The organism is Pseudopedobacter saltans DSM 12145 (assembly GCF_000190735.1).
Taxonomy (GTDB): Bacteria; Bacteroidota; Bacteroidia; order Sphingobacteriales; family Sphingobacteriaceae; genus Pseudopedobacter; species Pseudopedobacter saltans.
Map to the genome: position 1 here is coordinate 2,110,341 of NC_015177.1, position 13,734 is coordinate 2,124,074.

The 13,734-nt window shown below is 36.9% G+C and carries 7 protein-coding genes; all 7 read right to left on the reverse strand.

The features are described 5' to 3' along the window. Nucleotides 1–51 precede the first annotated feature (51 nt). The 7 genes from PEDSA_RS09030 to PEDSA_RS09060 all read right to left on the reverse strand — a co-directional run bounded on the left by PEDSA_RS09030 (nucleotide 52) and on the right by PEDSA_RS09060 (nucleotide 13,734). Nucleotides 52–1,299: an MFS transporter gene (locus PEDSA_RS09030; protein WP_013632852.1), complete on the reverse strand. Its 1,248-nt coding sequence runs from the start codon at nucleotides 1,297–1,299 to the stop codon at nucleotides 52–54. A gap of 1 nt (nucleotide 1,300) precedes the next feature. After that, the gene (locus PEDSA_RS09035; protein WP_013632853.1) at nucleotides 1,301–2,239 is read right to left on the reverse strand and encodes an ROK family protein; all 939 of its coding nucleotides are present in this window, start codon (nucleotides 2,237–2,239) and stop codon (nucleotides 1,301–1,303) included. 100 nt (nucleotides 2,240–2,339) lie between these two features. Further along, a complete protein-coding gene (locus PEDSA_RS09040; protein ID WP_245546866.1) occupies nucleotides 2,340–6,434 on the reverse strand; it encodes a hybrid sensor histidine kinase/response regulator transcription factor in 4,095 nt (1,364 codons plus the stop codon). A gap of 48 nt (nucleotides 6,435–6,482) precedes the next feature. Continuing rightward, entirely contained in the window at nucleotides 6,483–9,086 is a 2,604-nt protein-coding gene (locus tag PEDSA_RS09045; protein ID WP_013632855.1) for a DUF4962 domain-containing protein, read from the reverse strand. Nucleotides 9,087–9,090: 4 nt separating this feature from the next. Then, nucleotides 9,091–10,467, reverse strand: a complete 1,377-nt coding sequence (locus tag PEDSA_RS09050; protein ID WP_013632856.1) for a sulfatase family protein — start codon at nucleotides 10,465–10,467, stop codon at nucleotides 9,091–9,093. Nucleotides 10,468–10,594: 127 nt separating this feature from the next. Beyond that, entirely contained in the window at nucleotides 10,595–12,091 is a 1,497-nt protein-coding gene (locus tag PEDSA_RS09055; protein WP_013632857.1) for a sulfatase family protein, read from the reverse strand. An 8-nt stretch (nucleotides 12,092–12,099) separates the two neighbouring features. Continuing rightward, nucleotides 12,100–13,734 (reverse strand): sulfatase family protein, encoded by a 1,635-nt coding sequence (locus tag PEDSA_RS09060; protein WP_013632858.1) that lies wholly within the window; start codon nucleotides 13,732–13,734, stop codon nucleotides 12,100–12,102.

Below are 13,734 nucleotides of genomic sequence, written 5' to 3' on the forward strand. Positions count from 1 at the left end.
CGCACAACGCATATGACATTTTATAGTTGATAGGATACTAGTATGGTGCGTTTATGATTGCTTCTTTGATAAAATCGTTTTGTTACTAATAAGCGGTTTGGCATAAAAAGCCAAATACATAATATATCCAACACTTATATAAAGAACCATTAAAGCATATCTAAGACCTATAATATCTCCCAATGCCCCCACTAATAAAGGTAAAAGAGCACCACCAAAAATTCCTGTACATAAAATTCCTGAAAACGAACCATGATGTTGTGAAACAGAATTCAATGCCAAAGAAAAGATAATCGAGAACATTACCGATATAGTAAATCCCGAAAACATAAAAGCATAATAAGATAGCTGAGAGGAACCGAACAGAGCCACCGTTATTGCTGCCAATGTGAATAAAGCCGCTCCCTTTAAAACAATTTTAGAATCTAAAATCTTCAGCAATAGCAATCCCAGCAAACAACCTATAGACATCAACCCCCAAAACCACGCAACGGCTTCAGCGCCTTTAGTCAAAGCATCAAAGCCATGATATTGTTTCAAAAATTCAGACATCCAGTTGGCTAAACTTTGTTCGGTACCTACATAGGCAACAATTCCTATAAAAAACAGTATTACCTTTTTGTCTTTTATCAGTTCAAAATAAGTATCTATAGTCCCCCCTTTTTCGTCTTCTTTAAGTTCAACCTTTGGTATATAAATCGACGAAATCAGGATAAATACCGCAATAAAAATTACACCAAATAACCAGTATAAAATAGTCCATTGCTGGTTATGGTTTACCAAAGAATTTAAAAAGACTATAAATCCTTTTTCCTGATTATTCACAAATTGGCTGGAAGTCAAATAAGTAAAAACGAACGGACTTACGAAAGAGCCAAGGCCGAATATCAACTGTGCCAAAACGGAATAAAAAGCATAATTATCTTCTCCTCCCACGGTCCTCATTAGGGGATTAATGATGACCTGTAACATCGCCATGCCAATACCTATAGTAAAAAGCGAGAATAATGCCATAGCGTACACAGGATAAACAGCTATTGCCAAAGAGCCTATCAGATTCAGGCAAAAAGCAATAAGCATTGCTCTTTTCTCTCCAACTCTTTCAATAAGTGCTCCAGATGGTATCGACGCAATACCATAAGCCAGAAAGAAAGAAAAGGGCAAAAAAGCAGCCATGGTTAAACTTAACTGATAAGTTTCTATCACTATAGGCATTAAAGGTCCCATAATATTGGTTACGAAAGATATGACGAACCATATTAATAGAATAATCAAGACTAAAAATTTACTTCTGTACATTTTAAATATGTTCTAATTGGTTTTTAAGTTTAGAAAACACATTGGCAACACAGCCTAACATACCGGCATTATTGCCCAATTGTGCTCTTACAATTTGAGTATTCGAAATAGTTGCTGGCATAGCCAATTTTGCAACCCTGTTTCTAATTTCATTGATATAGAATTCTCCCGCCTCGGAAATGCCACCGCCAATAATTACTTTTTGGGGACTAAAAACGTTGATAAACCCTGTAATTCCGGCTGCCAAATAATCAAAGTGCAGATTCAGTGCTTTTTCTGCTTGCTCTTCTCCTGACAAGTATGACTCTACAATTCTTTTTCCGTTCACTTTCTCTCCTTTTAGATCGAAATAATCATCTATCAGGGCAGAAGTTGAGGCATAAGCTTCCAGGCAACCCTTACTTCCACATGAACAGGTTTTTCCATTAAAATTGATGATTACATGTCCCATTTCGGCCCCCTGGTTTTGGTAACCGCCATATAATTCATTATTTACAATCAGGCTTCCACCAATACCAGTTCCTATAGTCAAGAAAACAGCATCGGTAGCATTTCTCCCGGCACCATAGTTTTTCTCACCCCACGCCATCATATTAGCATCATTATCTACAACTACCAGTAAACCTGTCGATTTGGAAATTACATCCCCTAAAGGATAATTTATAAAGCCAGGTAAATTGTCGGCACCACCTATTACAATATTATTGTTTACAATTCCGGGGAAACCTATGCCGACACCGAGAATATGATTTGCACTTTTATTGATACATTTGCGTATAGCCGCATTAATCAATGTCACTACATCATCCGCTGTTTCAATATTCGCAAGCGGCATTAAAAAAGAATAAATAACCTTTCCTTTATAATCCACCAATCCACATTTCAGGGAAGACCCTCCAACATCAATCCCTATCGAATAAAAATCTTTCACTAAGTACATATTTGAAAATCAAAAATATCAAACCTGTACTCCGGAGACTTTTAATCTTATCTAATTCTGTTTAGATTTTGATTCGTGTTGCATTTAAATCGCATAAAAACTACTCACCATCGGCTTTTTTTGCCAAATATTCGGTTGGCATACAATCATAATATTGTTTAAATGCTGTAGAGAAATAAGACGGAGAATTAAACCCACACATGTAAGCTACCTGAGCAACTGTATACTGTTTGGATACCAAAAGCTCTACAGCTTTTTTAAAACGGATACGTTTAATAAAGTCTGTTGCAGATTCTCCGGTAATAGCTTTTAGTTTCAGATACAGGTTAGATCTGCTCATGCCAACTTCCCGGCTAAACTTATCAACCGAAAAATCAGAATCGCTAAGATGTTTCTCTATTGTAACTATGGCCTGTCTTAAAAATTCTTCATCTAAGGTGTTAAAAGCAATATTCTCCGGAACGATTTCCTTCGATTCGGAATAAAACTCTTTCAGCCTTCTTCTCGATTTTAGTATACTCTGAACTTTTGCAGTCAGCAAACTCATAGAAAAAGGCTTTGTTACGTAATCATCCGCCCCTGCTTCCAATCCTTTAATCTGATGCTGAGTTTCGTTCTTAGCAGTTAACAATATCACGGGGATATGACATGTATTGATATTCTGTTTTATCTTTTTACAAAGCTGAATACCATCAATTTCCGGCATCATCACATCCGAAATAATCAGATCGAAACTATCGTTTTCCAGAATATCAAGTGCCTGCTTGCCATTATATGCTACAGCAACCTGATACTTATTTAAATGCGAGCTTAAAAAATCAACTATTTCATAGTTGTCATCAACCACCAGAAGTTTTTCTTTTTGTTCCTGTCGTTGCTCTGTTTCTAAATCTCCATCCAGTTCGATATCTTCCTGATCGACGGTATTTTCGACAACCAGACTAAACTCTTCGGCACTGTAACTATCAACTGTATCGCTGTCAACAATCGGTATATTTACGGCAAAAACAGCCCCTTCCCCTTTCTTACTATTCAACTCGATATACCCGCCATGTAATTCTACCAGCTTTTTAGTGAAAGCTAAACCTACGCCAGATCCTAAATTCATTTCCTGATTGTCGACCTGATAAAATCTATTGAAAACGCTCTGCTGCTCATTGATATCTATTCCAATACCTGTATCGGAAACTGTAATTTGTATTTCCTGAGCATTTTTAGAGAGATTTATTTCTATAACACCTCCTTTAGGCGTGTATTTAAAGGCATTAGAAAGCAGATTAAAACAAATTTTCTCTATGGCATCCTTGTCAAATGAAATAGGTAGACGGCTTTCGGTTGATTTAAAACTATATTTAATTCCATTTTTTTCGGATAAGACAACAAAAGAGCTATACACATCATGAATAAAACTTACGATATCTCCCTTAGCTAATTTCAGTTTTCTTGTTCCCGCTTCTGTTTTTCTAAATTCCAACAGCTGATCCACGAGATTCAGTAACCGCTTTGTATTCAGTAAAATCAACTCATGGTATTTCTTGGTAGTTCTTTCGGACAATTTATTGGCCATCAGCTCTTCTAGAGGCGCAATCATTAAAGTTAGCGGCGTTCTAAATTCATGGGAAATATTGGTAAAGAAATCGGTCTTCATTTTATTAATCGAATCCATTTTTTCTCTTTCCATCCGCTCCAGATTAAGCTTATTGGTAGTATACTCCCTTTGCAACCTTTCCATTTTCAATTGGTGTAAGGTTCTCATTCTTTCACTTACGATGGAATATGCCGCATAAATCCCACCGATACAACAGGCAGTTATAATCAGAAAAAACCAGTTGCTTTTCCACCAGGGAGGTAATATCTTAATTTTAAGCGTTCTTTCCTTACTGGATTCTCCCAAAGGCCCAACAGCTTTAACCTTAAAAATATAATTACCGGCTTTCAGGTTGGTATACGTCACTTTTGTAATGGCGGTAACTTCCTGCCATTCGTGGTCAAATCCTTCTAACTGATAGAGATATTTAATTTTATTTGGAGATATATAATTGAAAGTATTGAAGCTTATGGTAAACTGTTTGTGATCATGGTTTAATTTTAACGTCTCCTGTTTGTCAATATGCTGATTAAGAATATCATGGGCATCTCCTACAAAAACAGGTCTGTTTAACACTTCCATACCTGTAAAAGTGAGATCCAGCTTCATCTTCTTCGGAGTTACGTCTTTTGGATAGAAATAGGTCAATCCGTTAATTCCTCCAAATAACAACATCCCATCAGAAGTTTTACTTACTGCCGACAGGTTAAACTGATTGTTCTGCAAACCATCTTTGATATCAAACAGTTGAAAGAGGTTTTTATCCGGATTAAACTTTAGCAGATTTCGGGATAATGATAGCCAAATGTTTCCATCGTCATCACATGTAATCCCATAAACAATTCCTTTTATGATGTTTTTTTGATCTTTATAAACAGCAAATTTTTTACTTTTATCATTATACAGATTTAGCCCATCCCTAGTTGCTACCCATATCCTGCCTTTTTTATCTTCAACTATAGACGTTACAACATCATTACTTAATTTATCTCCCATAAAAGTTTCAAAAAGCATTTGATCCGGATATAAAATATTTACACCATTGGTGGTTCCTATCCAAATTCTTCCTTTACTATCTTCTTCTAAAGTTGTTATTTCATCAGACGAAAGTCTGGTCCCTCTTTTGTCCAGATAGATGTGTGAAAAGCTTTTTGTCACTTCGTTAAAGCGATCTAGCCCAGAGCGGGTCCCTACCCAAATATTGCCCTGTTTATCTCTTAATAACGCATAAACCATATCTCCCGCAATAGAAGCTCCATCATCAGCTTTATGCCTAAAAATGAGCGTCCTTCCTGTATTGGGATCAAAATAGCTTAGTCCGGCATTGTGTGTTCCTATTAAAACGTGTCCAAAGCGATCAAATTCAATAGCTTTGATATTATTCGATGCCAGTGAGTTTACATCAGATTCGCTGTGGGAATAATACTTAATTATGCCTTTTTTTCTATCCCAAAAGTTCAGGCCTTTATCATTAGTTCCAATCCATATATTTTTATTTGGATCTTCTTTTATGACATTAACGACATGATCATTCAGAGATAAATTGCCTGTATTTCTGTTTAGAAAGCTAAATCTTACATCGTCATTATGGTAATAAGATACACCCCCGTAAAAGGTTCCCATCCACATCCCATTCTGCTTATCCCGATAAATGTATCGTACAGAGTTTTGACTTAATGTGTAGGGAACGGATGATTGATGAAAGTAATTCTGTATTGTACCATCTTGTAGATTCATTATGGATAATCCTTTAAAAGTTCCTATCCACAAGTTGCCAAATTCATCCCGTTCTACACTCCTGACATCATTGTCTGCGATACTTTTTGAGGGCTCTCCGGCTGTATGCAGGTATTGTTTAACAGATTTTCCGACTCTGTCATATTGGAACAGCCCTTTTCCCTCTGTGCCCGCCCATACAAATTGTTTGTCAACAAAAATGTAGTTCACCTTTGATTTATTGTTTATGCCAAATCTGGATATTTTTTTAGAGACAGGGTTAAACTGGAAGACACCAATATCTGTCCCCAAAAGGAATTGGTTATCTAGCCGTGCAATATTCCAAATGTTATTGATACCGACATTATAGGTTTGTAAATCTATTAAATGAAAACTATCTGCTTTTTTATTATAGACATAAAGTTCTCCGCTACTTGTAGCCAGCCATATATCGCCATTTTCAGTATGATTGATAGAAGTGACAAACCATTCTCCGGACTTTACTTTTAAGCGATAATTCTTAAAAGATTCTGTTACGTAATCAAAAGAACTTATTCCTTTATTTCCGCCTATCCACAACACCCCTTTATGATCTATAAAAAGGCTCCGGATATACGAAGACTCAATAGATTTTTGATCTTTTTTAATTGGCCGATAGACCTGAAAAGAACCTCCGTCATATCTGTTCAATCCATCCTGCGTCCCCATCCATACAAAGCCCAGGCTATCTTGAACTATGGAATAAACCGTACTTTGCGATAATCCCTCTTCTATGGATATCGTTCTAAACTGCTTTCTGGCCTCGTACTTTAATTGCGCAAAAAGCAATGCAGAAGACATTGCACAAAATAAAAAAATTGATGTACTTACAGTTCTCTTTAAAATTTTCATTCTATTCAGCATCTATCTATAGCTTTTTGCACAATTTTATTTATTCAATTAGTTTCCAATATCTTGCGAAACAACCGCCGGTAACGTGTCTATTACCTCTTGTTTTATTCCATTTTCTATCAGTACAGAGCTTGATGCATTGTTTATCTTAACAGCTTTTCCTGCTACATTTAATGCATTATTACCGTAACTAAATGCGGCTTTCTGATCTGAAGATAAAATAGACAAACTTGCAGCTTCTTTTGTGTCCAGGTTAGCAGAAATTGTCCATTCGCCCACTTGTATTTTCTGCACACCTTTATTTATTCCGAGGTTTTTTAGCGGTTTAAGTGCTTTATCCTGCACTTGAAGTATCATTAGAAAACGTTGTTTATTTTTGTTAGAAGAACTGATACCTGCATGCCACTGCTCACTAAACTGGATGATATTACCTTCATCATCCGTTTTTCCTTTCCAGTTCTTTGCTGGATAATTGTATTTATCATGTACAGAAATAGTGCTATTACTGCTTGAAAAAACAGTCGCGTTAGATTTCACAAAATCTGCTTCCAATTCGAATACTTTTGCATTTCCAATATTTGCAGCCCCTTCTTTCATTAGATATGGACTATGCATTTGAGTTGTCCATTGAATAGGTTTTACTGCTTCTAGTTCATCATAAACCACCACATAATTACTATCCAGCTGCAAAACATGACGTCTAAACTGCTTTACTCCGGCATCTCCGTAACCGCTTTTTTTATCGGCTTTTAATCCTATTTGCGTAAATCTATCTAACCAAAATGCCGTAGTTAAATTTCCATATGCATTTGAAGCATCTCCTAAAGCATATTGAATGCGGTTTCCTGTCATAAATCTTGAAATCCATCCATATCCATCTTCTCCTAATCGCTGACTTAAACTGTCTGCTAAAATGGTACAATGTCCTCTGGACGAGCGATAATCTAATAAGTTATGTGCATCGCTAAAATTAGAATAAAATCCGGTTCCACCGTAAATCTTTTTTCCTTTATAGTTTATCGTTAATGCATTTTGTGCAGCATGGGCATGTCCCGCAACACCATAAGGGTTAGAAGTAAAAAACACGTTTACATTACGACTAATATCATTCAGGCTGGAATGCATAGCTACTAAACCGACGTCGTTGAAATTTCTTGATTTTGGTAAATCATCTGGCTTTTTAGAAGCTAATTCCTGCTTTTCTCCTTTATAGTTCAATAACCTAAATAGCAAAAAGTCATCATTGGCTCTAAAAAAATTAGGATATAATTTTCTAGATTCCTTTGCATACCAAACCAAATAAGGATTGTCAATTTTGGTAGATAAAGCGTCTGCAAACAAAGCCTGATTTCTTACCATATCGGATAAGTTTTCATGCATATCGCCCTGCGAAACCGAAGCGGATTTTGGTGGATAAGAATATAAAATATAATAAGCAAGATTATGCATCCATTCTTCTTCGAAATAGTCTCTTCCGGAAATTTCTCCGAATAAAAGTGGCAGATAAATCAATGTTTTGTAATGTACTCTGAAATAGCCATTCCCCTCATGCCATCCACCATCTGTAGAGGCCAATACCGGAAAGCGCGCATTCCAGACTTCATAAACATAGGTAAGCCACTCATTTGCTTCTGGGATATCATTCGCAACAGCTAATGCTGTAATTGAAAAATTTCGTAGAATATGCTGCCACACGTGGTTGTCGCACATTTGTAACTCAAAACGATTGGGAAGATTTTTATAAATCATCTCTCCTCTGGTCTTTATAGCACTTTTTAATAACTGTTTGTCTTTTTCACTCAGAAAATCATATCCCAGGTCATATAGCGTTGCCAAACCTTCTACAATATTCCCGTTATTAAAATCATCTCTGCTAGCATAACCCTTTGGATCCATGTTAGCTACGTGAATCCCCTGTTTAATGGCTTCGTCTAAAAAAGATCTATCTTTAGTTAAATAATAGGCAACAGTAAGATCCTTAATTGGATTTGCGACTTTATTTCCAAAACCATGATACATAAATTCGATCATCTGCTTTTTTTGTAGGTCATTCATTCCTGTTGTATCTCTTGGTCTGGTCGGCTTTTCTTCCGGAAGTGGTTTTCCTAGCAGTTTTCGCATAGATGCTACAAATGCCAGTGCTTCCGGATTACTTTTATTATTCGTGAAGAAACTTTCCCGATTCTTGTTTAGTGACCACAAACGTGGATGTTTTTGATTTTTCAAATCAACTAACACTTGTTTTGACGATGGTGAACTGATGTTGCTCTTACTTTTCTCGACTACAAAACTATTTGTTGCAGACCATTGCCATTTATCATTTTGAGTAGCTTTGGATGCGTATTTCCAAAACCACTTGCCCTCTTTTATATTTTGATGCAAAGGATACACTGCCCACCGCTGCTCGTCTCCATTAATCACATTTTTAGTGAATTGAGCATCTGTAGCCATCATGATTTTATAAAAAGCATTCTTTCCTGTAATTCCCGGCCAAAGTAAACACACTGAATTGGATGGGACTTTAACATTATTTACAGGATATGCCCACTCCCTTACCCTGGGATGCAGCATAGGTACATTAATTTGCTTAACCGCTTGCGTATCCGGTTGAGCAAACAATAATTGTGAAGATATAATTAGGGATAATAGCATAGTGTTAGTTATAAGGATTAAATGAATCTTTATTATTGCGAGTCCATGTTTTCATGTAAGACCGCATACTATTCAGTGTTTGTTTATACTTGGTTTGTACAGCTAAATTGTTGGTTTCTCCCGGATCGACAGTTAAATCAAAAAGCTGTTCCTTTAAGTCACCTTTATCGTAAACGATATATTTATATTGGTGCGTGATTACCGCGCGGCCTTTAATTCCAAGCAAGCGGGTATTATCTGCAAAGTCTGTCTCGATAACCAAAGTATCTCGCAACTTTGTTCCAGGCTGTTCTATAATCTTTTTGATGTCTAAACCGCTTTTTAAATAAGACGGCATTTTTATTCCTGCAAAAGAACAAATGGTTGGCATAATATCTATACCGTTGCAAATCAGGTTATCGTCTGTTTTTTCTTTCCATTGCCCAATTTTAGATATGATAAAGGGAACTTTCGCCGATTCCTGATACAAAACTTGCTTTTGATTCCATTGATGAGCTGCATACCCATCTCCGTGATCACTGGTGAATATGATAATCGTATTGTCTTCTAATCCATATTTCTTTAAACCCGCCAGTACCATCCCAATATAGTTATCAACTTTTTCTACCAATTGGTTGTAAGCCCATCTGTATTGTCTCCATTTATCGGCATTCCATTCGGTTGAAGGGTAAGTTTTAGGATTTACTTTTTGCTGTTCTCTGATAATCATGGGTTCATTTGGAGCAATTCTCCAGTTAGCTGGCAATAAAGGGCATTCTTCAGGCGGTGGAGGTGTACCAATAACATCCATTTTTAACTGATCATTTCTTGCCCATTCGCATATATCATGCGGATTTAAAAAAGATGCTACCAACAGAAAAGGCTCGTTCTTATTTTCTTTCATAAAACGGGCGCAAAAAGATGGATTTGCTGCATCCAGAAAATCGCCGGCAGCTGTATTTTCTATATAATCAAATCCATGTTGAGAAATCTTGGTTACAGGAATGGGTAAATGCCATTTTCCTACATATCCGGTTTTGTAACCTGCATTTTTAAAGATTTTCCCCATTACCAATAAAGAATCCGGCCAAAGCCCATCTTTTTCTTCTACATTTCCAGTAAATCCGGTATGTATTGGTCTTTGACCGCTGAAAATAGAGATACGTGAGGGCGTACATAAAGGCTGTACGCAATAAGCTTCCGTAAATCGGGTTCCATTTTGTGCCAAAAAATCAATAGCTGGTGTTTTTAAATCTTTATTCCCTGCAATACTCATGGCGTCAGCTGTATGCTGATCGGTCATGATTATCAAAATATTTGGCCTATCTGTTCGCTTTTGCTGCGAAAATATGCTGACAAATGGTAACAATGTTGCAACTGCAGTAATCCATATCCTTTTCATTCAATTTAATTTAGGTGTATTTATAATGGCTATTACAAACAGAATCTCCGGGCGACCTTTTTGCTATAAAAAGATAATCACGGAGATTGCTGTAAGAAACTATTGTTATAAAATGCTAATGCAATTCTTATTTCAGATAGTTATACATCGTATCTAAGCCAAACTCCTTGATTGCCTCTTTGCTCGGTTTAGGGGTCTTGTCTATTTCACTGAAATAATCTGTATTATCCCAAATAATTTTACCTCCGGTTTCTCTCGGATCTTTGGTTTCTTTCAGATATTTCACCATTTTTTCAGACAAGTCATCCTTTATACTTTTATATTTTGGATCGTAAGCTAGATTGTGTAGCTGATCAGGATCATTAACTACATCAAAAAGTTCTTCCGCCGGACGTTTTGCAAAAGCCAATTGATATGCTTGTTTAGCAATTGGTTCATCTTTATGCTTTAAAATGAAGAATTTAGCAGGTCCCGGATAGTTCAGCATGTAGGGATCGACATCTCCGTAAAGCGGAGGATCTCCTGCCGGCCATCTTGAAGGCTCATAATTTTTGATATACAAGAAATCTTTACTTCTTAATGCTCTGCCCGGATATCCCAAACCTTCTTGTCTTACAAATGCATGTCTTTCTCTTCCTAACACCACAAATTCTCTGGAATCTTTATTTTCTGCTCCAGCCTCTACAATAGGTAATAAACTTTTACCGGTCATATAGGTGGGTACTTCTGCTTGTGCAACTGTTAAGAACGTCGGCGCTAAATCCAATAAAGTAACCAATTCATCAGTTACTTCGTTGGTTTTAAATTTATCAGGCCACGATACAATTAAAGGTACTCTTGTTCCAAAATCATATAGATTAGCTAAACCTCTTGGCATCTGCCAGCCGTTGTCACTACATACAATAACTATGGTATTTTCTAACTGCCCGGCATCTTTCAGCTGTTGCATAATTGTACCAACTTCCTGGTCAAACTCTTCAATAGCAGCATAATAATCCGCGATATCTATTCTGATATCTTTAGTATCTGGCAAATAAGCCGGAACTTTAATTTTATTGATATCTACTCCTGCTTTTTCTCCGGAACCTACTTCATAAGGACGGTGCGGGTGTAAACTATTAAACCAATAGCTCCAGGGCTCCCCTGATTTTCTATCTTTTATAAATTCCGCAAAATTGGCGTATTTATTCCCCCCCGGATTACGTTTTCTTCCATTTGCTTCAAAACTTCCTGGTCCCCAGCCTTTTCCATCATAACCCACTCTGTATCCTGCTTTCTCTAACAAATCTGGCAAAACCTCGTACTTAGTCGGTAGTATCCCCCATAGGTTTGCGCCTTCTTCTATTCTCCAGATATCCTGTCCGGTTAACATTGCTGCCCTTGCCGGAGTACATGAAGGTGAATTGCAATAAGCATTAGTAAAACGAACTCCTTCCCTGGCTATCTTATCGATATTCGGTGTTCTTACCACACTATCTCCGTAAATCCCCACATGGTTCCAGGATTGGTTATCAGACATTAACAAAAGAATATTCGGTCTCTCTTGTTTCTGTTCTGATTTGCAGGCAAATAGAAATGCTACCGCAGCAATACAAAGGTTTCTGATATATGTTGTCTTATTCATAATAAAATTTACTCTTCTGTCGGATTAGTGTCTTTATACTGCTTTTGTAGCTTTTTCATTTTTGCATGCATCATCTTAACTACATTTGCATAAGCAGTATTATTGTATACATTATTCATTTCTTTAGGATCTTTTTCTAAATCATACAGCTCCCATTCATCGATATCGTTGTAAAAGTGGATTAGTTTATACCGATTGGTCCTAATTCCATAATGTCTTTTTACCATGTGCCAGCTTGGATATTCGTAATAGTGATAATACACCGCGTCTCTCCATTTCGCCAGTACTTTTCCATCATTATCAATCACTGGTTTTAATGATTTCCCCTGCATATCTTTCGGAATTTTCACTCCTGCATAATCCAATAATGTTGGGGCAAAATCTACGTTCATCGCTAATGCATCCGAAACAAGTCCTTTTTTGATTCCGTTTGGGTACCTGATCAGCAAAGGCGTCCTCAAACATTCTTCATACATCATCCTTTTATCAAAGAATCCATGTTCCCCTAAAAAGAAACCCTGATCAGACGTGTACACGATAATGGTATTGTCTAACTCCCCTTCTTTCTCCAGATAATCCATCAATCTGCCTACGTTTTCATCAACAGCAACTACACAAGCCAGGTAGTCTTTCATATATTGCTGATATTTCCACCTAGTCAGTTCATCTCCTTTAAGGTTAAGTCTTTTATACTCTTCCACGCGTTTATCATAGACTTTAGTCCAGGCAGCTTTCTCCTCCGGGGTCATTCTATCAAAAACCTGAAAAAAACGTTGATGATCTAATGTTTTATCATTAGCATGGGTAAAATCATCTTCTTTTCCATCAACAAAATTAGATTTAGGGACTTTGGACAGGGAATCCAAATCTCTGGAAGATGCCAATTTCAAATCCCAGGCATCCCACATGTCTTTCGATATATTCATTAACTGTTCTTTGGCTGCCTTTCCTCTATTGGAATAATCATCCAGTAAATTTGACGGTTCTACAAAGGTTTTGTCATCGAACATACCCAAATGACGCTGTGCCGGCAACCAGTTTCTATGAGGTGCTTTTTGCTGATAGATCAACAAGAATGGCTTTTCTTTATCTCTTGATTCCAGATAACCTATTGCCTTATCCGTTACCACATCGGTAACATATCCTTTCTCTTGTATCTTTTTACCATTTTCAATAAACGTTGGCTGATAATATTCGCCCTGATTGGGAAGAATACTGTAATGATCAAATCCCATAGGAGTAGATCCCAAATGCCATTTTCCGATCATAGCCGTTTGATATCCCGCTTTTTTTAATAGTTGAGGATAAATAACCTGGGTACTATCAAAAACCTTATGGTTGTCTGTCAAACCATTAATATGATTATATTTTCCGGTGAGAATGGTTGCTCTGGAAGGACCACAAACCGCATTGGTTACAAAACAATTATTAAACTTGATTCCTTCTTTTGCTAAGCGATCTAAATGAGGCGTTTCTATCAGTCGGCTATCATAAGCACTCAAGGCTTGTGTAGTATGATCATCCGTCATGATAAAAACAATATTCAATTTTTTGTCCTTTTTCTGAACGGTTTGCGCTTGTGCCACCAAACCCAATGCACCGGATAACAATACGGAAGTAACTCTCTTAAAATATATATTCAT